This window comes from Nonomuraea sp. NPDC049637 (assembly GCF_040675235.1).
Taxonomy (GTDB): domain Bacteria; phylum Actinomycetota; class Actinomycetes; order Streptosporangiales; family Streptosporangiaceae; genus Nonomuraea.
This window is the reverse complement of sequence record NZ_JBFAOM010000064.1, coordinates 13,737-36,357: the sequence shown is the minus strand read 5'-3', so window position 1 is coordinate 36,357 and position 22,621 is coordinate 13,737. Positions and strand designations below refer to the sequence as shown.

Annotated in this window: 22 protein-coding genes; 7 read left to right on the top strand and 15 right to left on the bottom strand. The window is 72.5% G+C overall.

Annotation, left to right across the window (positions count from 1 at the left end):
* Positions 1-132 precede the first annotated feature (132 nt).
* Genes AB0J71_RS45540 through AB0J71_RS45530 form a run of 3 tightly spaced genes read right to left on the bottom strand, consistent with a single transcriptional unit; the run spans position 133 to position 4,006 of the window.
* A complete protein-coding gene (locus AB0J71_RS45540) occupies positions 133-2,358 on the bottom strand; it encodes a [protein-PII] uridylyltransferase (protein WP_352321408.1) in 2,226 nt (741 codons plus the stop codon).
* Positions 2,355-2,693: a P-II family nitrogen regulator gene (locus AB0J71_RS45535; RefSeq protein ID WP_352321406.1), complete on the bottom strand. Its 339-nt coding sequence runs from the start codon at positions 2,691-2,693 to the stop codon at positions 2,355-2,357. The genes AB0J71_RS45540 and AB0J71_RS45535 overlap by 4 nt, the downstream gene beginning before the upstream one ends.
* On the bottom strand, positions 2,690-4,006 hold the full coding sequence (locus AB0J71_RS45530; protein WP_352321404.1) for an ammonium transporter: 1,317 nt from the start codon (positions 4,004-4,006) through the stop codon (positions 2,690-2,692). The genes AB0J71_RS45535 and AB0J71_RS45530 overlap by 4 nt, the downstream gene beginning before the upstream one ends.
* A 192-nt stretch (positions 4,007-4,198) precedes the next feature.
* Between AB0J71_RS45530 and AB0J71_RS45525 the strand changes: the two genes are divergently transcribed.
* Entirely contained in the window at positions 4,199-5,119 is a 921-nt protein-coding gene (locus AB0J71_RS45525) for an iron-siderophore ABC transporter substrate-binding protein (RefSeq protein ID WP_364420432.1), read from the top strand.
* Here AB0J71_RS45525 and AB0J71_RS45520 read toward each other — a convergent pair.
* A complete protein-coding gene (locus AB0J71_RS45520) occupies positions 5,103-5,867 on the bottom strand; it encodes an MOSC domain-containing protein (protein WP_364420430.1) in 765 nt (254 codons plus the stop codon). The two genes, AB0J71_RS45525 and AB0J71_RS45520, sit on opposite strands and share 17 nt — an antisense overlap.
* Before the next feature lie 10 nt (positions 5,868-5,877).
* On the bottom strand, positions 5,878-6,681 hold the full coding sequence (locus tag AB0J71_RS45515) for an alpha/beta hydrolase (protein WP_364420428.1): 804 nt from the start codon (positions 6,679-6,681) through the stop codon (positions 5,878-5,880).
* 79 nt (positions 6,682-6,760) lie between these two features.
* On the opposite strand from AB0J71_RS45515, the gene AB0J71_RS45510 reads away from it, so the two are divergent.
* On the top strand, positions 6,761-7,327 hold the full coding sequence (locus tag AB0J71_RS45510) for a TetR/AcrR family transcriptional regulator (protein WP_364420426.1): 567 nt from the start codon (positions 6,761-6,763) through the stop codon (positions 7,325-7,327).
* Positions 7,328-7,453: 126 nt separating this feature from the next.
* Here the strand turns inward: AB0J71_RS45510 and AB0J71_RS45505 are convergent, their stop codons facing one another.
* From AB0J71_RS45505 to AB0J71_RS45485, 5 genes are all read right to left on the bottom strand, one after another.
* Positions 7,454-8,395, bottom strand: a complete 942-nt coding sequence (locus AB0J71_RS45505) for a sigma-70 family RNA polymerase sigma factor (RefSeq protein WP_352326838.1) — start codon at positions 8,393-8,395, stop codon at positions 7,454-7,456.
* Between the two features lie 94 nt (positions 8,396-8,489).
* On the bottom strand, positions 8,490-9,647 hold the full coding sequence (gene hutI / locus AB0J71_RS45500; protein ID WP_364420424.1) for an imidazolonepropionase: 1,158 nt from the start codon (positions 9,645-9,647) through the stop codon (positions 8,490-8,492).
* Positions 9,644-10,966 carry a formimidoylglutamate deiminase gene (locus tag AB0J71_RS45495; RefSeq protein WP_352326836.1) on the bottom strand — a complete coding sequence of 441 codons (1,323 nt, stop codon included), beginning with the start codon at positions 10,964-10,966 and terminating at the stop codon, positions 9,644-9,646. The genes hutI and AB0J71_RS45495 overlap by 4 nt, the downstream gene beginning before the upstream one ends.
* Entirely contained in the window at positions 10,957-12,126 is a 1,170-nt protein-coding gene (locus tag AB0J71_RS45490) for an allantoate amidohydrolase (protein ID WP_364420422.1), read from the bottom strand. Before AB0J71_RS45490 ends, AB0J71_RS45495 begins: the two co-directional genes overlap by 10 nt.
* A gap of 33 nt (positions 12,127-12,159) precedes the next feature.
* The gene (locus AB0J71_RS45485) at positions 12,160-12,846 is read right to left on the bottom strand and encodes an SDR family oxidoreductase (RefSeq protein WP_364420420.1); all 687 of its coding nucleotides are present in this window, start codon (positions 12,844-12,846) and stop codon (positions 12,160-12,162) included.
* A 55-nt stretch (positions 12,847-12,901) separates the two neighbouring features.
* On the opposite strand from AB0J71_RS45485, the gene AB0J71_RS45480 reads away from it, so the two are divergent.
* From AB0J71_RS45480 to AB0J71_RS45470, 3 genes are read left to right on the top strand one after another with little or no spacing between them, the layout of a single operon-like run.
* Complete coding sequence (locus tag AB0J71_RS45480; protein WP_352326833.1) at positions 12,902-13,435, top strand: PadR family transcriptional regulator; 534 nt, start codon at positions 12,902-12,904, stop codon at positions 13,433-13,435.
* 8 nt (positions 13,436-13,443) lie between these two features.
* Positions 13,444-14,397 (top strand): ATP-binding cassette domain-containing protein, encoded by a 954-nt coding sequence (locus AB0J71_RS45475; protein WP_352326832.1) that lies wholly within the window; start codon positions 13,444-13,446, stop codon positions 14,395-14,397.
* A complete protein-coding gene (locus tag AB0J71_RS45470) occupies positions 14,394-15,143 on the top strand; it encodes an ABC transporter permease (protein ID WP_352326831.1) in 750 nt (249 codons plus the stop codon). Before AB0J71_RS45475 ends, AB0J71_RS45470 begins: the two co-directional genes overlap by 4 nt.
* Here the strand turns inward: AB0J71_RS45470 and AB0J71_RS45465 are convergent.
* From AB0J71_RS45465 to AB0J71_RS45455, 3 genes are all read right to left on the bottom strand, one after another.
* The gene (locus AB0J71_RS45465) at positions 15,123-15,956 is read right to left on the bottom strand and encodes a MurR/RpiR family transcriptional regulator (protein WP_352326830.1); all 834 of its coding nucleotides are present in this window, start codon (positions 15,954-15,956) and stop codon (positions 15,123-15,125) included. The two genes, AB0J71_RS45470 and AB0J71_RS45465, sit on opposite strands and share 21 nt — an antisense overlap.
* A 68-nt stretch (positions 15,957-16,024) precedes the next feature.
* On the bottom strand, positions 16,025-17,674 hold the full coding sequence (gene hutU / locus AB0J71_RS45460; RefSeq protein WP_364420418.1) for a urocanate hydratase: 1,650 nt from the start codon (positions 17,672-17,674) through the stop codon (positions 16,025-16,027).
* Positions 17,675-17,810: 136 nt separating this feature from the next.
* Entirely contained in the window at positions 17,811-19,517 is a 1,707-nt protein-coding gene (locus AB0J71_RS45455; RefSeq protein ID WP_352326828.1) for an ABC transporter ATP-binding protein, read from the bottom strand.
* A gap of 224 nt (positions 19,518-19,741) precedes the next feature.
* Between AB0J71_RS45455 and AB0J71_RS45450 the strand changes: the two genes are divergently transcribed.
* Together AB0J71_RS45450 and AB0J71_RS45445 are read left to right on the top strand one after the other, a co-directional pair.
* On the top strand, positions 19,742-20,317 hold the full coding sequence (locus AB0J71_RS45450; protein WP_364420416.1) for a PadR family transcriptional regulator: 576 nt from the start codon (positions 19,742-19,744) through the stop codon (positions 20,315-20,317).
* Positions 20,314-21,123: an SGNH/GDSL hydrolase family protein gene (locus AB0J71_RS45445; protein ID WP_352326826.1), complete on the top strand. Its 810-nt coding sequence runs from the start codon at positions 20,314-20,316 to the stop codon at positions 21,121-21,123. The genes AB0J71_RS45450 and AB0J71_RS45445 overlap by 4 nt, the downstream gene beginning before the upstream one ends.
* Here the strand turns inward: AB0J71_RS45445 and AB0J71_RS45440 are convergent.
* Together AB0J71_RS45440 and AB0J71_RS45435 are read right to left on the bottom strand one after the other, a co-directional pair.
* Complete coding sequence (locus AB0J71_RS45440) at positions 21,090-21,782, bottom strand: hypothetical protein (protein WP_364389064.1); 693 nt, start codon at positions 21,780-21,782, stop codon at positions 21,090-21,092. The two genes, AB0J71_RS45445 and AB0J71_RS45440, sit on opposite strands and share 34 nt — an antisense overlap.
* 35 nt (positions 21,783-21,817) lie before the next feature.
* Positions 21,818-22,585 (bottom strand): hypothetical protein, encoded by a 768-nt coding sequence (locus AB0J71_RS45435; RefSeq protein WP_352324979.1) that lies wholly within the window; start codon positions 22,583-22,585, stop codon positions 21,818-21,820.
* Between the last annotated feature and the right edge of the window lie 36 nt (positions 22,586-22,621).

The following is a 22,621-nucleotide window of genomic DNA, read 5'->3' as shown; positions in this document are numbered from 1 at the left end:
CTTTCGCTACCCCTCAATCGTCCCGTGCAACGACGGGTGTCAAAGCCGTCCACAAGGTATCCGCAGCATCCGACTTAACAGGCATTTCGGACACAATCGTTACATATGTGACCGACAGTTGTTCACTGTTGGTTATCGCAGTGCGGCCAGCACCTGATCGCGGACTTGAGCTCGCTGCGCGCTGTCGCTGAGGGGGCGACCGGCGCGGTCCACGACATAGAAGACGTCCACCGCCTCCGCGCCGAGAGTCTCCACGCGGGCGGCTCTCACGTCAAGACCGCACTCCCCGAACGCCCGTCCGATGCGCCACAGGAGCCCCGGCCTGTCATGGGCCCTGACTTCCACCACGGTGGCCGTCGCGGAGGCGTCGTCGACCAGTGTCACCCGAGGTGGAGCCACAGGTACCCGCGGCGCCCGCACGGACCTGGCCCGGCGGGCCAGCCGCTGCTCGATGTCAAGACGCCCGGCAAGGACCAGGCGGAGGTCGGCCTCCAGGGTGGCGGGGTCGGGCGGCGAGCCGTACTCGGGCACGACGGCGAACTCGATCACCGCCGTGCCGCCGGCCGAGGCCGCCGACGCCGAGCGCACGACCATCCGGTGGGCGGCCAGCACCCCGGCGGCGCTCCACAACAGCCCGGCCCGGTCGGGCGCGACGACGGTGACCGCCCCGCCGTTGACGCGCACCGCGCCGCCGCCGTGCCGGGCCAGCGCCGCCTGCTCGGGCGGGATCGAGGGCGCCTTGGGCGGCGGCGCGCCCGACAACACCGACCTGACGCGGCGGACGAGGTCGGCGACCAGCCCGGCCTTCCAGGCGTTCCAGGCGGCCGGCCCGGTCGCGTTGCCGTCGGCGACGGCCAGCGCGGCCAGCAGGTCGAGCACCTCGCGGGAGCCGACCGTGGCGGCGACCTTCTCGATCGTGACCGGGTCGTCGAGGTCCCTGCGGGTCGCGGTCTCGGGCAGCAGCAGATGGTGGCGTACGACGGTGGCCAGCGTCTCGACGTCGCGGGCGGGCAGCCCCATGCGGCGGGCGAGGTCGCGGACCACGACCTCGCCCGTCGCCGAGTGGTCGCCCGGCCAGCCCTTGCCGATGTCGTGCAGGAGCGCGCCGATCAGCAGCAGGTCGGGACGGGAGACCTCGCGGGCGTGGCCGGCGGCGTTCGCGGCGGTCTCGATCAGGTGCCGGTCGACGGTGAAGCGGTGGATGGGGTTGCGCTGCGGACGGTGCCGCACGCGCTCCCAGTCAGGAAGCAGCTTGACAAGGACGCCCGCCTGGTCGAGCTCCTCCCACACCGGCACGGCGGCCCGTCCCGCGCCGAGGATCGACACCAGCGCGTCGCGCGCCTCCTCCGGCCACGGCACCGGCATCGAAGCCGACTGAGCAGCAAGGACGGACACCGTCGCGGGCGCCAGCGGCAGCCCCGAGCCGGCCGCCGCGGCGGCGGCCCGCAGCACCAGGACGGGGTCCTTGCGCGGGTCGGCGCCCCTGGCCAGCACCACCTCGCCGCCGTGCTCGACCACGCCGTCGGCCAGCGGACGGCGCCCGCGCGGGACCGGCCCTGACAACAGCCTGTCAACCGTGCGCCAGGTGGCGTCGAAGGCGTGGGAGACGGTCCGGCCCGCCTCGGCGAGCCGGCGCATGAGGGCCTCGGCGTCCAGCAGGCCGAGCAGCCCGGCCACCGCGTCCTGCTCCTGGAGCACCAGCCGGTCGGCGCCACGCGCGGTGACGACGTGCAGCGCGTGCCGCACGTCGAGGATGAACTCGTGGGCCTCGCGCGCCCGCGGTCCCGGCGCCGAGGCGACCCACGCCGCCGCCACGGCCTGCATCGCCTGGACGTCGCGCAGCCCGCCGCGGCCGTCCTTGAGGTCGGGTTCGAGGAGGAAGGCCAGCTCGCCGCTGACCTGCGCCCGCCGGTCGGCCGACGCGCGCAGCTCGGCCAGCCTGCGCCGCGAGTCGGCCCGCCACTCGGCCAGCACCGCCTCCCTGGCCCTGCGGGTCAGCTCCGGGTCGCCGGCGACGTGCCTGGCCTGGATGAGGCCGAGCACGGCCTTGAGGTCCTGCCCGGCCACGGCCACGGCCTCGGCCACGGTCCGCACGGAGTGGTCGAGGCCGACGCCGGAGTCCCAGATCGGGTACCAGATGCGGTCGGCGATCCGCGCCACGTCGGCCCGCCCGTCGTGCAGCAGGACCAGGTCCAGGTCGCTGCCGGGGGCCGGCTCGCCGCGGCCGAGACTGCCGACGGCGACCAGGGAGACCTGGTCGCCGTCGCTCGCCGTCCTGAAGAGGTCCTTGAGCCAGCGGTCGGTGTCCGCGGTCCGCTCCTTGCGGGCCGCGGCGTACGAGCGCGCCTCTCCTCTCACAGGGCCTCCGGCCCTCGCTCTCCGGTGCGTACGCGCACGGCCGTGTCGACGGGCACGGACCAGACCTTGCCGTCGCCGATCTTGCCGGTGTGCGCCGCCTTGACGATGACGTCGATGACGTCCTCGGCGTCGTCCTCCTCGGTCAGCACCTCCAGGCGCACCTTCGGCACCAGGTCCACCTGGTACTCGGCGCCGCGGTAGACCTCGGTGTGGCCGCGCTGGCGGCCGTAGCCGCTGGCCTCGCTGACCGTCATGCCCTTGATGCCGAACTGCTCCAGCGCCGCCTTGACGTCGTCGAGCTTGAACGGCTTGATGATCGCGGTGATGAGCCTCATGCCTCCACCTTCTTGGGAGCCGGTGCCGGGGTGAGGGGACCGTTCGGGGTGGTCACGCCGGAGGCGTAGACCGTGCCGAGGTCGTACCCGGTCTCGGCGTGCGTGGTGACGTCGATGCCGGTGAGTTCGTCCTCGGCGGGGATGCGGAAGCCCATGGTCCTGTCGATGAGCTTGCCGACGATCCAGGTGGCGGCGAACGAGTAGCCGCCGATCGCGACCGGGCCGAGCACCTGCAGCCCGAGCTGGCCGAGGCCGCCGCCGTAGAACAGGCCCTTGCTCTGCTGGTCGAGGAAGGGATAGGCGGCCAGGAAGCCGAGCGAGACGGCGCCGATGACGCCGCCGACCAGGTGCACGCCGACCACGTCGAGCGAGTCGTCGAAGCCCAGCCGGTACTTCAGTCCGACGGCGTAGGCGCAGACGGCCCCGGCGGCCAGGCCGATGACCATCGCGGCCCACGGGTCCACGAAGCCGCAGGCCGGCGTGATGGCGACCAGGCCGGCGACCGCGCCGGAGGCGACGCCGAGGCTGGTGGCGTGGCCGTCGCGCAGCTTCTCCACGACGAGCCAGGCCCCGGCCGCGACCGCCGTGGCGATCTGCGTGTTCATGAACGCAAGACCGGCGGTGCCGTCCACGGCCAGCTCGGAACCGGCGTTGAAGCCGAACCAGCCGAACCACAGCAGGCCCGCGCCGAGCAGGACCAGCGTGAGGTTGTGCGGCCGCATCGGCTCCTTGCGCCAGCCCTGGCGCTTGCCGATCACGAGGGCCAGGGCCAGGGCCGCCGCGCCGGCGTTGATGTGCACGACGGTTCCGCCGGCGAAGTCCTCGATGCCCATGGTGTTGAGCCAGCCGGTGCCCCACACCCAGTGGGCGACCGGGAAGTACACCACGGTGGCCCAGATGACGCTGAACAGGATCCACGCGCCGAACTTCGCCCGGTCCGCGATCGCGCCGCTGATCAGGGCGACGGTGATGATGGCGAACGTCAGCTGGAAGGCCGAGAAGACCAGGCTCGGCATGCCGGTGCCGTCGTCCTTGGTGGCCGTCTCCACCAGGCTCTGCAGGCCCAGGGCGTCGAAACCGCCGACGACGTTGTTCAGCAGCGAGCTGCCGTTGTCGGTGAAGGCGAGCGAGTGCCCGAACAGCACCCAGGCCACGGTGACCGTGATGATGGCGCCGAAGGACATCATCATCATGTTCAGGACGCTCTTGGCCCTGGTCATGCCCCCGTAGAAGAACGCGAGACCCGGAGTCATCAGCAACACCAGCGCGGTGGCCGCGAGCATCCAGGCTGTGGTGCCGCTATCGATCTTCACGACGCGACCCTCCTTACGTGTGACGTGTTGCCACAGCGTGTTCGGCCGGGGTTTCGTGCCTCGACCTGCAGTGTTTCGCGCCGGTGAATCTCGCCGGCACGGTGTTTCGGGTAGGTTTCGGCCCCTTCACACGCGCCGATCCGGTCATGAGATACTTAGGCTTGCCTAACCTAATAGATCAAGGAATCCCTCATGCGTCTCCGGCTTCTGGCCCTGCTCCCCGTCCTCGCCCTGGCCGCCTGCGGCACCTCGACCGGCACGGAGGACGCCGGCCCCACCCGGACCGTCAAGCACGCCATGGGCGAGACGAAGGTGCCGATGACCCCCAAGCGGGTGGTCGTGCTCGACACCGACAAGCTGGACACGATGGTCTCCCTGGGGATGGCCCCCGTCGGCGCGGCCCAGGCGGGCGAGAACCAGACCTGGCCGGAGTACCTCGGCTCGGCGTTGTCGGCCACCAAGCCGGTCGGCACGCTCCAGCAGCCCAACATCGAGGCCATCATGGCGCTCAAGCCGGACCTCATCCTCGGCTCGAAGTTCCGCCAGGCCGCCTTCTACGACAAGCTCAGCAAGATCGCGCCGACCGTGTTCACCGAGAAGGTGGGCGTCACCTGGAAGGAGAACTTCCTGCTGGACGCCGACGCCCTGGGCAAGAAGGAGCAGGCGTCCGGGCTGCTGTCGGCCTACGAGCAGCGGGCCGGGGCGCTGGGCGGGAAGTTCGGCAAGCTGTCGGTGAGCATCGTGCGCTTCATGCCCACCGAGATCCGCATGTACGGCCCCGAGTCGTTCAGCGGCATCGTGGTCGCCGACGCCGGCGTCCAGCGGCCTGAGGCCCAGCGCCTGGCCGACCAGGACGACAAGCGCTTCGGCAAGCTGAGCCAGGAGAACATCGCCAAGGCCGACGGCGACGCCGTCTTCTACAGCGCCTACGGCGAGGCCGCCGCCAAGTCGCAGGCCACGGTGACCGGCGGCCCGCTGTGGAAGAACCTGGCCGCGGTGAAGGCCGGCCACGCCCACGACGTGGACGACGAGATCTGGATGACCGGCATCGGCGTCACCGCCGCCGGCAAGATCCTCGACGACCTGGAGAAGTACCTCAGCCCGCTGGCCTGACCCGGTCGCCCCGGGCGATCCGGCCGGGGCGCAGCACCCGCGCGTAGACGCCCGCGCACGCCTGGAGCCCGGCCTCCAGCACCTGGACCCGGTTGTGCCGGGCCACCACGCGCAGCGCCTCGGTGTCGCGGCCGAGCCCGCCGTGGGCGAGCGTCGGCACCGCGCAGCGTGGGCTGGCCACGATGACCTGGAGCACGACCTCGTCCCCGACGTGCAGCTCGCGTCCCACCCAGCCGTTCTCCACGAAGCCCGCCGCGTCCGTCCTGATGACCAGGTTGGGCCGGTAGCGGAGGGCTTCGACGTGCCCTCGCGGGCTGAGCTCGCCGATGCGGTCGATCGTCGAGGTGGAGATCAGGTGCAGGGGCGCGAAGTCGAAGAAGGTGCCCTGCGGCGAGGCCCCGCCGAGCGTGCCTGCCGTGTACGGCACCTCCGCCTCGATGCCCTCGGCCAGCACCCGCTCGGGCACCGACCGCTCCAGCTCGGCCCCCTCCGGCGGCACGTCGATCAGCCGCACCTCGCGGCCGAGCAGCTTCGACAGCTCCTCGTCGCCCGGCGCGCGGGCGCCTTCGACGGTCAGCAGGTCGCGCCAGAGCCGCGGGTTCTTGGCACTGGCGATCTTCCCCGTGGCGACGTCGAGCACCGCCCGGGACCGGTCGCCGGCCAGGCCGCGCTCGGTCACCTCGCTCTCGGCGACCTCCTCGCCCAGCATCGACTTGACCGGGTAGCGGCGCAACGTCTCGACATGCATGATCGAGAGCTTAGGCCCGGCCCCAGAAGCGGCGCAGGTGGGGGACCAGCTCGGCGGCCCGCTCGTCGGGGAAGAACAGCCGCCCGCCCTCGATCTCGACGACCTCCCGCACGCCGGGGATCGTGTCGCGCAGCCAGCGGGCCCAGCTCACGTCGAAGAACACGTCGCCGGTGCCCCACACGACCAGCGTCGGCACGGTGAGCACGGTGAGCCGCGGCTCGATGGCGACCATGTCCGCGGCGTCGATCGAGGCCAGCAGGCGTTCGAAGGCGCGGCCGCCGTCCGGCTTGGCCAGGATCGGGCGCAGGTAGGCGTCCACCAGCTCGGCGGGGTCGTCGATGTGCTCGTAGCCGGCGCCCAGGGCGGTCCCGGCCAGCAGCTCGGGGTGGTCCAGCACGGCGGCCACCAGCCCGGCCAGCTCGCCCCTGACGGCCAGCTCCACGGTGTCCTTGAACGCCTCCGGCGGGGTGTTGGTGTGCACGTCGCAGTTGGTGAGGGTGAGCGAGCGCAGGCGTCCGGGGTGGCGCACCGCGAAGACCTGGGCGACGGCGCCGCCGGTGTCGTTGGCCACGAGGTCCACCTCGTCCAGGCCGAGCCCGGCGCACAGCTCCTCCACGGCCTCGGCCAGCGCGGGGATGGACAGGTCGTCACGCGGCTCGCTGCCGCCGTGCGCGGGCAGGTCCAGGGCCACGCAGCGGCGCTCGTCGCGCAGCTCGGCGATGACGTTGCGCCACAGGTACGAGCTGGTGCCCACGCCGTGCACGAACAGGGTCACCGGGCCCTGGCCCACGTCCACGTAGGTGATGCCGTCCATGCCGACTCCCTCTCGATTACAGACCGACTGTCGGTCTAGGAAATTACCGACCGTTGGTCGGTTTGTCTAGAGTGAGGGCATGAACCTCAAGGCGGAGCGCGGCGCGGCCACCCGCGACAAGGTCCTGGCCATCGCCACGCGGCTGTTCGCCGAGCGGGGCTACGACGACACGTCGATCGAGACCGTGCTCCAGGAGTCGGGGCTGAGCCGCGGAGCCCTCTACCACCACTTCGCGGGCAAGGACGCGCTGTTCGAGGCGGTGCTGGAGGCCACGGAGTCGGCCATCGGCGTCAAGATCGCCAAGGCGGTGCGCGGCATCGCCGACCCGGCGGCGGCGCTCCTGGCCGGCGCGCTGGCCTGGGTCAGGCTGGCGGGCGATCCGGTGATCCGGCGCATCGTGCTCATCGACGCGCCCGCGGTGCTGGGCTGGGAGAGCTGGCGGGCGATGGAGGAGCAGTACTCGTTCGGCATGCTGAAGGCGGCCCTGCAGGCGACCGGCGCGGTGCCCGACGCCTACGTCGACCTGCACGCCCACATGCTGCTGGCCGCCGTCAACGAGAGCGCCCTGCTGGTCGCCAGGGGCGGCGACACGGCGACGGCGGAGGCCGCCGTGGAGGAGTTCCTGCGCCGCGTGCTCAAGCCGTAGCAGGCCCTCAGGGCGCTGCGACACGGCTCGGAAGACGGCGGCGCCCAAGAGGCCGGGCGGCGGGGCGCCGGACACGGCGGCGCCGCCCGGGAGGCCGGGCGGCGGGGCCGGAAACGCGGAGAAAGGTCAGGCGGCGGCGTTGGCCATGCGGCGCAGCCGGGCCAGGGCGTCGCGCTCGATGCGGCGGGCGCGGTCGCGGCCGATGCCGTAACGCTCCCCCACCTCGGTCAGCGTGTGCTCGCGCCCGTCGACCAGCCCGTAGCGCCAGCGCAGCATCTCGCTGGTGTCGCCCTCCAGGCCGGTGAGCCACTGGTCGAGCCGCTCGCGCTCAAGGATGTCGATGGCCTGCTGCTCGGGGTCGGCCCACGTCTCGTCGGCGATCATGTCACCGAGCTCGGTCTCGTCCTCGTCACCCACGCCGAGCTGCAGCGACACCGGGTCGGACGCCCAGCGGCGCAGCTCGCGCACCCGCTCGATCGGCAGTTCGAGGATCTCGGCGAGGTCGCCGTCGGTCGGCTCGGCGTCGAACTCGGCCAGCATGTCGCGGCGCACCCGCATCAGCCGGGTCATCTGCTCGCCGGCGTGCGTCGGCAGCCGGACCGGACGGGCCTGCTCGTGGATGGCCCGTCCGACCGACTGCCTGATCCACCAGGTCGCGTAGGTGGAGAACTTGTACCCCCGGCGGTAGTCGAACTTCTCGACCGCCCGGACCAGGCCCAGGTTCCCCTCCTGGACCAGGTCGATGAGCGGCATCCCCCGGCCCGAGTACTTCCGGGCCACCGCCACCACCAGGCGCAGGTTGGCCTGGATGAACTCGTCCTTCGCACGCTGGCCCGAGACGGCCAGGCGCTCCAGCTCCTCGTCGGCCGCGTCCCCGATGCGCGGCTCGGAGCCTCCGCTGTCAAGAAGCTGCTCGGCGAACAGGCCCGCCTCGATCCGCTTGGCGAGCTCCACCTCTTCCTCCGCCGTGAGCAGCGGGACCCGGCCGATCTCGGCCAGATACGTCCCCAGCAGGTCGCGGTCAGCGACGTGCTGCTCCTGCGTGCGACTCCCCGTAGGCCTTGCCATCCCCTGGCACCTCGTTCCGCAGCTGCGTCCTATACCCGGCCAACGTCCGGCCGGAAGCAAAGATTCCCTAAACAGCTACGCCACAGGGAGGGTCTTAAACGTCCTCCTGAAGGAGGAGACCGGACTGAAACACCTGGTGGACAAGGGGAACACCGGGCCGGTACGCCAGATGGACGTAGGAGGGGGCGTCGAGGACGACGAGGTCCGCGCGGGCTCCCTGACGCAGCCATCCCACGTCCGTGCGGCGCAGCGCGCGGGCCCCGCCGTACGTGGCCGCCCGCACCGCCTCCAGCGGCGTCATCCCCATCTCGCGCACCGCCAGCGCCACGCAGAACGGCATCGAGGAGGTGAACGACGAGCCCGGGTTGCAGTCGGTGGCCAGCGCGACCGTGACGCCCGCGTCGATGAGCCGCCGCGCGTCGGGATAGGGCGAGCGGGTGGAGAACTCGGCCCCCGGCAGCAGCGTCGCCACCGTCCCGCTCGACGCGAGGGCGTCGACGTCGGCCGCCGACAGATGGGTGCAGTGGTCGGCCGAGGCCGCGCCCAGCTCGCAGGCGATGCGCACGCCGGGCCCCTCGGTGAGCTGGTTGGCGTGCACCCGGGGCTGGAGCCCGGCCTTGATCCCGGCGTTCAGGATCTCCCTGGTCTGGTCGCCGTCGAACGCGCCGCGCTCGCAGAAGACGTCGACCCATTTGGCGTACGGGGCGCAGGCGTCGAGCATCTCGCCCGTCACCAGCCGGACGTAGTCGTCGGCGTCGGCACCCTCGGGGACGACGTGCGCGCCCAGGTAGGTGGTCTCGTCGGTGAGGGTGGTGGCGATCTCCAGCGAGCGGCGCTCGTGCTCGGCGGAGAGCCCGTAGCCGCTCTTGATCTCCACCGTGGTGGTGCCCTGGGCGAGCATCTCCGCCACCAGGGCGCGGGCGTGCGTGGCCAGGTCGGCGTCGCTGGCCGCGCGGGTGGCGGCGACGGTCGTCCTGATGCCCCCGCCGGTGTACGGCTGCCCGGACATGCGGGCCTGGAACTCGGCCGTACGGTCGCCGGCGAACACCAGGTGGGCGTGGCTGTCCACGAACCCGGGCAGCACGGCCCGGCCCCCGGCGGCCACGCGCTCGTCGGCGGCGGGCGCCCGGGCGGCGGGGCCGACCCAGGCCACCAGGCCGTCCTCGACGACCAGCGCCGCGTCGGTGATCTCCTCGCGCTCGGGGTCGCCGGTGTAGAGCAGCCCGATCCCGTCGATCAGCGTGGTGGTCATCGCACCTTTCCTATCGCCTCGGAGAGCATGTGCCCGACGTCGCCCAGCTCGTGGCGGCCCTGCGCGACCACCCTGCGGCCGCCGGAGACCACCGAGTGCACGTCGGAGGCCGTCGCCGCGAACACCACGGCCTCCAGCCCGCCGATGCCCGCCGTGCGCACCGAGTCGAGCCGGACCGACACCAGGTCGGCCCACGCACCCGGGATGAGCCGGCCGGCGTCGGCGAAGCCGAGCGAGGTGTGCCCGGCGCCGGTGGCGGCGGTGAGCAGGTCGGCGGCGCTCCAGTGGCCGCGCCGCTCGCTGGTCAGCCGCTCGTCGAGCTCGACCGCGCGGGCCTCCTCGAACAGGTCGATCACGGCGTGGCCGTCGGAGCCGAGCGTGATCGGGGTGCCGCGGTCGGCCGCCGCCCTGGCCGGGCCGACGCCGTCGGCGAGGTCGCGCTCGGTCGTGGGGCACATGCAGATGTACGTGCCGGACTGGCCTAGCAGCTCCACGTCGGAGTCGGTCAGGTGGGTGGCGTGCACCGCGGTCGAGCGCGGGCCCAGCACGCCGCGCTCGTGCAGGATCTGGACCGGTGTGGCGGCGTACGTCTCGGCGCAGGCGGCGTTCTCGGCGCGCTGCTCGGAGACGTGCGCGTGCAGCGGGGCGCCGTGCCGGTGGGAGAACTCGGCCACCACCGGCATCTGGTCGGGCGGCACCGCGCGCACGGAGTGGACGGCGGCCCCGATCTCGACGTCGTGCTGCCCCTCGTAGGCGGCGGCCAGCTCGTCGGCCCTGGCCGCCCAGCCGTCGGCGCTGCCGTCGCTGAAGCGCAGCTGGGTGCCCGACAGCGGCACGCCGATGCCGCCGGACAGGTAGCAGGTGTCGAGCAGCGTGATGCGCAGCCCGGCCTCGCGCGCGGCCTGGACGAGCGCGTGGCTCATCACGTTCCTGTCCTCGTACGGGCGGCCGCCGGGGCCGTGGTGCAGGTAGTGGAACTCGCCCACGCAGGTCACCCCGGCCAGCGCCATCTCGGCGTAGACGGCCCTGGCGAGCTGGAAGTAGGTGTCGGGGTCGAGCTTGCCCGCGACCTCGTACATCTGGTCGCGCCAGGTCCAGAAGTCGCCCTTGCCGCGCTGGGTGGCGCCGCGCAGGGCCCGGTGGAAGGCGTGGGAATGGGCGTTGGCCAGGCCGGGGATGGTCAGGCCCGGCAGCCGCTCGGCCGAGCCGGGCTCACCCCGCCCGATCCGGGCGATCCGGGCGCCCTCGACCTCGATGAGCACGCCGTGGGCGACCCCGTCGGGCAACCAGGCCTGCTCGCACCAGTAGGTCAGCGACACAGATCCTCCAGCACGTCCGCGAGTGCCACCACTCCCGCATGGCAGTCTGCCTGGTCGGCGTGCTCCTCGGGGGAATGGGACACGCCGGTGGGGTTGCGTACGAACAACATCGCGCTCGGGACGCCCGCCGTGGCCAGGATTCCGGCGTCGTGGCCGGCTCCGGTCGGCAGGATCGGCGCGGGCGTGTCGCCGCCGGCCACGCGGGCCAGCCGGTCCCTCAGCGCCGCGCCGAAGGCGACCTCGGGGGTCCACGACTCCTCGCGCACGTCGGCACCGGCCGCCGCGGACAGCTCCTCGACCAGGGCGCGCACCGCGGGCTCCGCCGGGCCTCGGGCGTCCAGCCAAGCCGTGACCAGGCCGGGGACGGCGTTGGCGTTGCCGGGCGAGACGCGGGTCTTGCCGACCGTGGCCACCACGTCGTGCCGCTCGGCGGCCTCGCGGGCGGCCAGCACCAGGCGGGCGAAGGGCAGCATCGGGTCGTCGCGGTCGGCCAGCCGGGTGGTGCCCGCGTGGTCGGCCCTGCCGTGGAAGTCGAACCGCCACCGGCCGTGCGGCCAGATGGCGCTGGCCACGCCCACCGGGCGGCCCTCGTGCACCAGGCCGCGGCCCTGCTCGACGTGGAGCTCGACGAACGTGCCGACGGTGGCCAGGGTCTCGGCGTCGTGGCCGACGTCCGCCGGCTTGCGGCCGGCCCGCGCCATGACGTCGGCCAGCGTGTCGCCCTCGTCGTCGGTGAGGGCGAGCGCGCGCTCGGGTGTGAGCGCGCCGGTGAGCAGCCGCGAGCCCATGCACGGCACGCCGAACCTGGCCCCCTCCTCGTCGGTGAAGCAGGCGACGCCGATCGGCCGGCCCGGCGTTACCTGCCGTTCGCACAGCAGGTCGAGGGCGGCGAAGGCGGACACCACGCCGAGCGGGCCGTCGTAGGCGCCGCCGTGGCGCACGGAGTCGAGGTGGCTGCCGGTGACCACGCCGGGCCGCCGCGACGGGTCGCCCCACCAGGCCCAGAGGTTGCCGTTGCGGTCTTCCCGCAGGTCGAGCCCGCGGCGCGCGGCCTCGCCCGCGAACCACCCGCGTAGCTCCATGTCGGCGGCCGACCAGGCGTCTCTCACGTATCCGCCGGAGCGGGGATCTCGTCCTATGTGCGCGAGTGGTTCAAGCATGGGTCCACTGTAGTGAATGGATCCATTCAGATGTCAGTTGGCCGGGCCCGCGCTCGGTCTGATGGTCAGTTCGGTGAGGTGGGCGTCGGGTCCGGCGTTGATCGTGGCGAGCACGGCCCGCGCGACGCTCTCCGGGGTGAGGTACTTGTCCGGTTCGTACGCGCCGCCCTCCTGGGCGCGTACGCCGCGCTGCATGTCGGTGGCCACCCGGCCCGGGTAGACGGTGGTGACCCGCAGCTCGGGCTCCTCCAGGCGCAGCGCGTCGGCGAAGGCGCGCAGGGCGAACTTGCTGGCCGCGTACGAGGCCCAGTCGGGGTTGGCCCGCTGCCCCGCGCCGGAGTTCACGCACACGACCTGCCCCCGGGCGCGGCGCAGCGCGGGCAGCAGCAGCCGGGTCAGCTCGGCGACCGCGACGACGTTGAGCTCCATGGTCGTGCGCCAGTTGGCGGCGGGCTGGTCGGCGATCCGGCCGAGCAGCGCGATCCCGGCGCTGTGCACGAGCACGTCGAGCCGCTCGACACCGCTGACGTCGGCTTCGGTGAGCCGGGTCAGCTCGACGGGCCAGGGCCGCGCGTCGGGCAGTTCGGCGGCCAGCGCGGCGAGCGCGGACTCGTCCCTGCCGCCGAGGATGACGTGATGCGTGGGGCCCAGCGCCCGTGCCACGGCCTCGCCCACACCACGGGAAGCGCCGGTGACCAGCGCAGTCGGTCGTTCAGTCATGGGGCCGAGTTTATGACCTTGACAGTTATACAAATTTGAGTACAAACTTGAGCACATGTCGGCGTCCACGCGCATCCTGATCCTCGGTTCCCTGCTCGACGGCCCCATGAACGGCTACGGCGTACGCCGCCGGCTGGAGATGATGGGGGCCGACACCTGGGCCAACGTCGCCTTCGGCTCGATCTACCACGGCCTGGGCAAGATGGCCGACGAGGGGCTGCTCGCGGTCGTCGAGGCCGGCAAGGGCGGCAAGGTCGTCTACGAGCTGACCGAGGCCGGCCGCTACGAGTTCCACCGGCTGCTCATGCACAGCTGGTCCGAGGTGAGACCCGTCGTCGACCCCTTCCAGGTCGCGCTGACGTTCATGCACCGGATGAAAAAGCAGGAGATTCTCGACGCTCTGCATGGCAGGATTCGGCAACTGCGACTGAACATCGAGACCATCGACCACGCGTACGGCACCAAGCAGCGCTACGGCGAGCCCCGCCACCTCGACGAGAACCTCCGCCTGACCCAAGCCATGCTCCAGGCCCAGCTCGACTGGGTCGAAGGCGCGATCGGCCGGGTCGAGAAGGACGAACTGCCCTGAGGAGAAAGATGATCATTGAGGCACGTGAGTTACGCAAGACGTTCACCACCAGGAGCCGCAAGGGCTCGCAGACCGTCGAGGCCGTGCGCGGCATAGACCTCGATGTCGAGAAGGGCGAGATCTTCGGCGTGCTCGGCCCCAACGGCGCCGGCAAGACCACGACGATCCGCATGCTGGCCACGCTGATCACGCCCGACTCCGGCACCGCCGTCGTCGCCGGCCACGACCTGCGCACGGAGCCCGAGGGCGTGCGCCGCCGGCTCGGCTACGTCAGCCAGGCGGGCGGCGTGGAGGACACCACGAGCGCCCGCGCCCAGATCATGATGGCCGCGAAGATCCACGGCGTGGCCGACCCGAGGCAGGCCACGGCCGACGTGCTCGACCGCTTCGACCTCGCCGACCTCGCCGACCGGCCCGGCCGCACGCTCTCCGGCGGCCAGAAGCGGCGGGTGGCCATCGCGCTGGGGCTGGTGCACGCCCCGCCGCTGCTCTTCCTCGACGAGCCCACCACCGGCCTCGACCCGCAGAACCGGGCGAACCTCTGGGACCGCATCAGGCAGCTCCGCGAGGCCGGCACGAGCGTGCTGCTCAGCACCCACTACCTCGACGAGGCCGACGCGCTCTGCGACCGGCTGGTGATCGTCGACCACGGGCGCATCGTGGCCGAGGGCACGCCCGGCGAGCTCAAGCGCGAGGTCTCCGGCGACGTCGTCACGCTGCGGCTGGCCGAGCCCGAGCGGGCCGCCGAGGCGCTCAGGCCCCTGGCCCGCGAGGTCCGCCTGGACGAGGACGCCCTGCGCGTCTACGTCGACGACGGCGAGCACACGCTGCCCGCGCTGCTGCGCGTCCTCGAGGAGCAGGGCATCGGCCTGCGCTCGATCGCGCTCGACCGCTCCACCCTCGACGACGTCTTCCTGGCCAAGACCGGCCGGTCCCTGCGCGACACCGGAGCCGCCGCATGATCCGCCACATCGCCCTGTTCACCGGTTACGAGCTGAAGAAGTCCTTCAGCAACCCCGTCTGGCCGCTGTTCGGCATCCTGCAGCCGGTGCTCTACCTGCTGATGTTCGCGCCGCTGCTCAAGGACCTGACGCCGGGCCACAGCACGGTCGACGCCCTGCGCATGTTCACGCCCGCGTCGATGATGATGATCGCCGTGTTCGGCTCGCTGTTCTCCGGGTTCGGCCTGATCGCCGAGCTGCGCAACGGCTCGCTCGAACGGTACGCCGTCAGCCCCGCCTGGCGGCCGGCCATCGTGCTCGGGCGGGTGGCCAAGGACATGGTCGTGCTGGTGTGCCAGGCGGTCCTGGTGCTGGTCGTGGCCGTGGCCATGGGCGTGCGGATCGGCGGCGTCGAGCTGGTGCTGGTGCTGGCGCTCATGGCGGCCACCGGGCTGTTCGCGTCCGGGTTGTCGCAGGGGCTGGCGCTGACCGTGCGCGACGAGAACGGCATGTCGCAGACGCTCAACCTGTTCATGTTGCCGATCATGCTGCTGGCCGGGCTGTTCATCCCGATCTCGTTCGCGCCCGGCTGGATGCGGGCGATCGCGCCGGTCAACCCGCTCTACCACGCGGTCGAGGCCGGGCGGGCGCTGTTCGCCGGGCGGCTCGGCGACTCGTCGATCCCGATCGCGTTCGCGCTGTTCATCGTGCTCGCGGTGCTCACGACGCTGTGGTCGATGCGGTCGCTACGCAGGATCGCCGGGTAGGAACGTGCCGGCCTCGTCGGTCATCCGCTCGTACTCCTCCAGCCTGGCCCTGGTACGCAGCGGCGCGGCGTCGGCCATGGCCTCGACCAGGGCCATGGCCAGGGCCAGGGGGGCCGCGTGGGAGTCGAACACCAGGCGGTCCCCGACCGGGCCGTCGAGCACGACCTCGGCCGGGAAGTCCGGCCTGTCGGTGATGGCGGCGACGCGCAGGCCGAGCTTCCCGGCGTACTCCAGCGCCTGCACGACCTCGGCCGGGTAACGCGGGAGCACCACCGCCACCACCCACTCCGCGCCCGCCCGCCGCGCCGCGTGCAGCCCCTCGACCAGCTCCGAGCCGCCGTGGGTGAGCAGGCGCACGTCGGGGTGGATGCGCCTGGCGTAGTAGGCGAAGGTGGTGGCCAGGCCGCAGGAGACCCGCAGGCCCAGCACCGGCAGCGGCTCGGTGGCGGCGAGCTGCTCGCCCAGCTCCTTGAGCGGGAGGGCGGCCAGCCGCTCGCGGACGACGGCGAGGTTGCGGATCTCGCTGTCGATCGCGTTGCGCAGCAGGCTCTCCTGGGGCGCGACCACGCCGCCGCCGAGCACCAGCGGGCGCAGCGCCTGGCGCAGCTCGGGATAGCCGGCGAAGCCGAGCACCATGGCGAACCTCGTCACCGACGGCTGGCTGACCCCGGCCCGCTCGGCCAGCTCGACGCTGGACAGGAAGATCGCCTCGTCGAGGTGCTCGCCCAGGTAATGGGCGATCCTGCGCTGCACCGGCGACAACCTCCGGCCGTCGAGCAGCACGCCGAGCCCACCGTGATATCCGTCAGCCACGCCACCTCCAACACTTCGCCACCGGCATTCTCATCCCCCGCGCCGCGCGGGGGACGGCGACGGCGGCGTCAGGACTCGCGCATGGGGATGCGCACGCCACGGGCCTCGGCCACCTCGGCGGCCTCCTGGTAACCCGCGTCGACGTGCCGCATCACGCCGGTGCCCGGGTCGTTGGTGAGCACGCGGTTGAGCTTCTCCGCGGCCAGCGCGGTGCCGTCGGCGACCGTGACCTGCCCGGCGTGGATGGACCGCCCGATCCCCACGCCGCCGCCGTGGTGGATGGACACCCAGGCCGCGCCGGAGGCGGTGTTGAGCATGGCGTTGAGCAGCGGCCAGTCGGCGATGGCGTCCGAGCCGTCGGCCATGGCCTCGGTCTCCCGGTACGGCGAGGCCACCGACCCGCTGTCCAGGTGGTCGCGGCCGATCACGATCGGCGCCTGGAGCTCGCCGGAGGCCACCATGTCGTTGAACCGCTCGCCCGCGACGTTGCGCTCGCCGTAGCCGAGCCAGCAGATGCGCGCGGGCAGGCCCTGGAAGTGCACCTTCTCGCCGGCCTGCGCGATCCACCTGGCCAGCGGCTCGTTGTCGGGGAACAGCTCCAGGATCGCGCGGTCGGTCGCGGCGATGTCGGCCGGGTCGCCGCTCAGCGCGGCCCACCGGAACGGCCCCTTGCCCTCGCAGAACAGCGGCCTGATGTACGCCGGCACGAACCCGGGGAAGTCGAAGGCCCGCGTGTACCCCGCCAGCTGGGCCTCCCCGCGGATGGAGTTGCCGTAGTCGAACACCTCGGCCCCGGCGTCCTTGAAGCCGACCATGGCCTCGACGTGCCGGGCCATCGACGTGCGCGCCCGCTCGGTGAAGCCGGCCGGGTCCTTGTCGCGTTCGGCGCCCATGTCCTCGAAGGCGACGCCGACCGGCAGGTACATCAGCGGGTCGTGCGCGGAGGTCTGGTCGGTGACGATGTCGATCTCGGCGCCCGCGGCCAGCAGCTCCGGCAGGGCCTCGGCGGCGTTGGCCACGACGCCGATGGACAGCGGGCGGCGCGCGTCGCGGGCCTCGTAGGCCAGTCGCAGCGCCTCCTCCAGGGAGGCCGCCTGCACGTCGAGGTAGCGGTGCTCGATGCGGCGGGTGACCGAGCGGGGGTCGCAGTCGATGCAGATCGCGACGCCGCCGTTCATGGTGACGGCCAGCGGCTGGGCGCCGCCCATGCCGCCGAGGCCGGCCGTGAGGGTGATCGTGCCGGCCAGCGAGCCGCCGAACCGCTTGGCGGCGACCGCGGCGAACGTCTCGTACGTGCCCTGGAGGATGCCCTGGGTGCCGATGTAGATCCATGAACCGGCGGTCATCTGGCCGTACATGGTGAGGCCGGCCGCCTCCAGGCGGCGGAACTCCTCCCAGTTGGCCCAGTCGGGGACCAGGTTGGAGTTGGCGATGAGCACCCGGGGGGCCCACTCGTGGGTGCGGAAGACGCCCACCGGGCGGCCCGACTGGACCAGCAGCGTCTCGTCGCCCTCCAGCGTGGTCAGGGTCCTGACCATGGCGTCGAAGGAGGGCCAGTCGCGGGCGGCCCGGCCGGAGCCGCCGTAGACGACCAGCTGCTCGGGGTGCTCGGCGACCTCGGGGTCCAGGTTGTTCTGGAGCATGCGGAGCGCCGCCTCCTGCGGCCACCCCTTCGCGGTGATCGTGGTGCCTCGCGGTGCGCGCACGCTGCGGCTCATGGTGACCCTCCTGAATGAACACATTCACCTTTGTCACCCGAAGACTACGGTGGACCGCGTCCAGCGGTCCACCGCAGGCAGCAGGCAAAGCCTGCGCCTACGGTCCCCAAAGCGTTAAGCGGCCCGCTGTCTTTGGTCAGCTCGTGAGGAACTGGGTGGCGGCCAGTTCGCGGTAGAGGTCGTCGCCCGCGACGAGTTCGGCGTGGGTGCCGACCGCCCGTACGCCGCCCGCCTCCATCACCACGATGCGGTCGGCGTTCGTCACGGTGGACAGCCGGTGGGCGATGACCAGCACGGTCGTCTCGGCCGCCACCTCGGCGATGACCTCGCGCAGCCGCAGCTCGTTGACCGCGTCGAGCTGGGACGTGGCCTCGTCGAGCAGCAGCAGCCTGGGCCTGCGCAGCAGCGCCCTGGCGATGGCGACCCGCTGCCGCTCGCCGCCGGACAGCAGCACGCCGCGGTGCCCCACGGCCGTGTCGAGCCCTTCGGGCAGCCGGGCGACCAGGTCGTCGAGCCGGGTGCGGGTGACGGCGCGGCGCAGCTCGTCCTCGGTGGCGTCCTGGGCGGCGAAGAGCAGGTTCTCGCGCAGCGTGCCGGCCAGGACGGGGGCGTCCTGCTCGACGTAGCCGAGCGCGGCCCGCAGCTCGCCGAGCGGCCAGTCGCGGATGTCCCGGCCGCCGATGGAGATCAGGCCGTCCTGGTGCTCGTAGAAGCGTTCGAGCAGGGCGAACACCGTGGACTTGCCCGCGCCCGACGGCCCGACGAGCGCCGTGAGCCCGCCCGCGGGCACCTCGAAGGTGACGCCGTCGTGCACGGCGGGACGGTCGTCGCCGTACCGGAAGACGACGTTCTCGAACCGCAGGCCCACCGGCGTGCTCGCGGCCGGGACGGCGGCGCTGACCGGCTCGCCGGGCAGGTCCTCGATCTCCTTGATGCGCCGCATGGCGGCCAGCCCGTTCTGGAGCTGGACGGCGCCCTGCACGAGCTGCCCGATCGGCGGCACCAGGTAGAACAGGTAGAGCAGGAACGCGATCAGGGACGAGACCTCCAGCACGCCCGACGCCACCCGCGACCCGCCGACGGCCAGCACGCACAGGAAGGCGATCTGCACGGCCATCCAGGTCGCCACGCCGGCCAGCGACGTCCAGCCGGCCACCTGCAGCCCGCGGTCGCGGGCGCGCTCGGCCGCCTCCCCGACGACCGCGATCTCCCGCTCCTCCGCGCCGCTGGCCTTGACCGTCCGGTACGCCTGCAGCGCCCGGTCCAGCACCGCCCCCATCTCGCCGACGGCCTCCTGGGCCTGCGTCTGGGCCCGCTGGATGCGCGGCATGATGAGCGCGACCAGGCCGCCGATCACCACCACCACGAGCAGCGTGACCAGCAGCAGCACGCCGTCCATGGTGGCCATCATGACGATCGCGCCGACCAGCATGAACACCGCGCTGACCGACTCCACGATCCCGTTGGTCAGCACCGCGCGCAGCAGCGTCGTGTCACTCGTCACCCGCGACATCAGGTCGCCGGGCTTGAGCCGGTCGACGTCGGCGACCCTGAGCCGGAGCATCCGGTCGACGAGCCTGCGCCGGGCGCCGAGCACGACGCCCTCGCCGGTGCGTTCCATCAGGTAGTTGCCCCCGGCCGAGACGACGGCTCCGACGAGCACCGCCACGGTCAGTCCTAACAGCGGCGCGGCCAGCGACTGGTCCTCGCCGAAGGCGTCCACGACGTACTTGGCCAGCAGGGGCATCGCCAGCCCCGCCACCGAGCCGATCAACCCGAGCAGACCACCCGCGATCAGGACTTTCCGGTGCGGCTTGATGTAAGCCAGCAGCTCTTTGAGCACCCCGACTCCTCTCACGACATTTCTCGAAATTTCCCAACGAACGGCGCAGCGCGATCCGCACCGCCACGCCAGGGTCAACTTAGATTGACGACCAAAGTATGTCAACTTTCGTTGACGTCTCCTCCTCGAGAAGGAGGAGCTAGGCGATCACCACCCCCTGGCACCGGGATCGGCGGCAGCCCTATAGTCATGTCCATGACTAGTCATGTTCTTGAGCGTCGCTGATGGCGTTACGGCATGCCGTGCTGGCGGCGCTGCTCGACGGCGAGTACAGCGGCTACCAGCTCACCAAGATCTTCGACGCGGGCGTCTCCAACTTCTGGTACGCCGCCCCCCAGCAGCTCTACGCCGAGCTGACCAGGCTGGAGGCCGACGGCCTGGTCACCGGCCGGGAGGTGGTCCAGCGCGGCCGTCCGAACAAGCGCCTGTTCTCGGTCACCCCGGCCGGCCTGGACGAGCTGGCCGCCTTCGCCGCCGCCCCGGCCAAACCGCTGCTGCTCCGCGACGACCTGGCCGTCAAGGTCCACGCCGCCGACCGGCTCGACCCGGCGACGCTGATCGCCCAGCTCCTCGACCGCGCCGGGGAGGCCGCCGCCAAGCTGGCGTTCTTCGAGAAGACCCTGCTGCGCCTGCGCGGCGACCGCGACGAGGAGTCGTTCCTGCGCGAGGGCGAGCGGGTCGGCCCCTACCTGTCCTGCCTGGCGGGCTGCCGCCTGGAGCGGGAGATGCGCGACTGGTGCCTGAGCACCGCCCGGACGCTCGGCGAGCGCGCCGCCCGCACCCCCGAGGAGAACCCGTGACCTACACCCGTTACGTCGCGCTCGGCGACAGCCAGACCGAGGGCCTCGGCGACGGCGACGACGTCCTCGGCCACCGCGGCTGGGCCGACCGGCTCGCCGAGCACCTGGCCCGCGGCAATCCCGGCCTGCTCTACGCCAACCTCGCCGTGCGCGGCCGGGTGGCCGCCGAGATCCGCGCCGAGCAGCTTCCCGCCGCGCTGGAGCTCCGGCCCGACCTGGCCACGGTGATGGCGGGCATGAACGACGTCATCCGTCCCGGTTTCGACGCCGCCGCCGTCGCGGCCGACCTGGAGCACATGTTCGCGGCGCTGACCGGGGCCGGCGCACGGGTGGTGACGGTGACGTTCCCCGACATCGGCCGGATCGCGCCGCTGGCCAGGCCGCTGCTGCCGCGGGTGCTCGACCTCAACGCCCGCGTCCGCGAGGCCGCCGCCCGGCACGGCGTGACGCTGGTGGACACCTTCCCCGACACGGCGGTGACCGACGCGCGGCTGTGGAGCCCCGACCGGCTGCACGCCAGCCCGGCGGGGCACGCCAGGTTCGCCGCGTCGGTGGCGTACGCGCTGGAGCTGCCCGGCAGCGACGACAGCTGGAACCTGCCGCTGCCCGTGCTGCCGCCGCCCGGCCGCCTGCGCACGGCGGCGGCCGAGGCCCGCTGGCTCGGCTCGTTCGCCGGGCCGTGGATCGCCCGGCGCCTGCGAGGCCGCTCGTCGGGCGACGGCCGGGCGTGCAAGCGCCCGGCGCTCGCGCCGGTGCTACCGCACCTGCCGGATCAGTCGACCTCGGGCAGGTCGGGGTCGTCGTAGTCGGCGTCGCCGTCGTCGGCCCTGCGCAGCTTGATGTCCTCGGCCCACTCCCGGGCGAAGGCGCGGATGTCGGCGATGTGCCGCTCGTCCAGGCCGTGGGCCTCGAAGCGTTCGTCGCTCATCAGCTCGACGAACTCCAGCCGCATGAGCAGCTCCTGCGGCGAGAAGTCGTCGAGGTGGACGGCGGCGAGACGTTCGAGGTCGCGGAAGGAGAACACGTGCGCCGCCGAGGCCGCGTCGGCGACGTCGGCGGGCAGCCCCCGCTCGTGCAGGTCGCGCACCCGCAGCCCGATCACGTCCGCCGGGGCCGCCACCGGCACGCCGTCGCACACGACCGGGGGCTCGCGCAGCGCCTCGCGGGTGAGGACGATCTCGGCGTCGCGCCCGCCGGCCGGGTCCGTGACGGCCAGGCGGGCCGCCCACGCGGTGCTCTCGGCGACCTCGGCGACCAGCCCGCCGGCGCGCAACGCGGCCACGACGTCGCCGGCCGCGGACGGCAGCGGCCGTTCGGCGGCGGTCACCAGGTCGAGGCCCTCGACCAGGCGGTCGGTGAAGCCGTGGGCCCGCAGGGCGTGGCCGCCCGCCAGCAGCAGCCCGTGCCGCTCGCCGGCCGGCGACAGGGCCCGCAGCAGGCGCTCGGGGAACGGCGGTAAGCGCATCAGAGCGCGACGGGGGACGCGAGCGGTGTCATGGGTCAAGTATGCCGACGGCCGCGCCGGCTGGAGGGCAGGTCGTGCCGCCCCGACAGGAACTCCTGGAACGCGATCTTGGCCCTGATGACCGGACGCCGCCAGCGTTCCTCACGGTGGACGGCGGTGGCCAGCTTGCGGGGCGAGCGTCCGCCGCGGAAGAACCAGCGGGCCCACGGCGAGCCGGGACGGGCCAGGCGCACGGCGCCCACCACGAGCAGTAAAGGCAGGAACAGCCCCGCCATCCCGGTCCAGATCTTGCCCTTGAGCAGCGTGATCACCGCCAGCGCGAGGTTGGCCACGATCAGCGCCGCCGGGTTGACCGGCGTGCCGTAGTCCCAGGTCAGGGGGCGCAGGCCGATGAGCAGCAGGCCGGTCACGGCGACGGCGATGAAGACCGCGTCGACCGAGGTGCGCCCCTCCTCCTCCCAGTAGACGTCGTGCAGGTGCAGGATCAGCGCGAACTCGTCCAGCACGAGCGCGGAGCCGACGCCGAACACGCAGGCGGCGACCACCTGACCGACCTGCCCGACCTGCCCGGCGCCGTTGACGATGAGCCCGGTCACGCCTCCGATGAGCATGAGCACGACGCCGAACACGACGTGGTGGATGTGCATCTCGCCCACGTTGACGTTGCGGAACCAGCCGACCTTGGCCCTGATCAGGCGGACGTTGATGCGGGTGGCGATGAACGCCACGATGAGCGTGACGAAGTAACAGAACAGCGGCAGCCGTCCCGTGGTGACGATGTTGCTCTGGAACCAGTTCCCCATGACCTTAGAAGTCGATGGTACGAGCCGGAACAGCCT

What these genes read in the sequence shown, in the direction of transcription:
- AB0J71_RS45535 (WP_352321406.1), bottom strand. Translation starts at nt 2,693, where the DNA reads ATGAGGCTCATCACCGCGATCATCAAGCCGTTCAAGCTCGACGACGTC.
- AB0J71_RS45525 (WP_364420432.1), top strand. Translation starts at nt 4,199, where the DNA reads ATGCGTCTCCGGCTTCTGGCCCTGCTCCCCGTCCTCGCCCTGGCCGCC.
- AB0J71_RS45520 (WP_364420430.1), bottom strand. Translation starts at nt 5,867, where the DNA reads ATGCATGTCGAGACGTTGCGCCGCTACCCGGTCAAGTCGATGCTGGGC.
- AB0J71_RS45515 (WP_364420428.1), bottom strand. Translation starts at nt 6,681, where the DNA reads ATGGACGGCATCACCTACGTGGACGTGGGCCAGGGCCCGGTGACCCTG.
- AB0J71_RS45510 (WP_364420426.1), top strand. Translation starts at nt 6,761, where the DNA reads ATGAACCTCAAGGCGGAGCGCGGCGCGGCCACCCGCGACAAGGTCCTG.
- AB0J71_RS45505 (WP_352326838.1), bottom strand. Translation starts at nt 8,395, where the DNA reads ATGGCAAGGCCTACGGGGAGTCGCACGCAGGAGCAGCACGTCGCTGAC.
- hutI (WP_364420424.1), bottom strand. Translation starts at nt 9,647, where the DNA reads ATGACCACCACGCTGATCGACGGGATCGGGCTGCTCTACACCGGCGAC.
- AB0J71_RS45490 (WP_364420422.1), bottom strand. Translation starts at nt 12,126, where the DNA reads ATGCTTGAACCACTCGCGCACATAGGACGAGATCCCCGCTCCGGCGGA.
- AB0J71_RS45485 (WP_364420420.1), bottom strand. Translation starts at nt 12,846, where the DNA reads ATGACTGAACGACCGACTGCGCTGGTCACCGGCGCTTCCCGTGGTGTG.
- AB0J71_RS45480 (WP_352326833.1), top strand. Translation starts at nt 12,902, where the DNA reads ATGTCGGCGTCCACGCGCATCCTGATCCTCGGTTCCCTGCTCGACGGC.
- AB0J71_RS45475 (WP_352326832.1), top strand. Translation starts at nt 13,444, where the DNA reads ATGATCATTGAGGCACGTGAGTTACGCAAGACGTTCACCACCAGGAGC.
- AB0J71_RS45470 (WP_352326831.1), top strand. Translation starts at nt 14,394, where the DNA reads ATGATCCGCCACATCGCCCTGTTCACCGGTTACGAGCTGAAGAAGTCC.
- hutU (WP_364420418.1), bottom strand. Translation starts at nt 17,674, where the DNA reads ATGAGCCGCAGCGTGCGCGCACCGCGAGGCACCACGATCACCGCGAAG.
- AB0J71_RS45450 (WP_364420416.1), top strand. Translation starts at nt 19,742, where the DNA reads ATGGCGTTACGGCATGCCGTGCTGGCGGCGCTGCTCGACGGCGAGTAC.
- AB0J71_RS45440 (WP_364389064.1), bottom strand. Translation starts at nt 21,782, where the DNA reads ATGCGCTTACCGCCGTTCCCCGAGCGCCTGCTGCGGGCCCTGTCGCCG.
- AB0J71_RS45435 (WP_352324979.1), bottom strand. Translation starts at nt 22,585, where the DNA reads ATGGGGAACTGGTTCCAGAGCAACATCGTCACCACGGGACGGCTGCCG.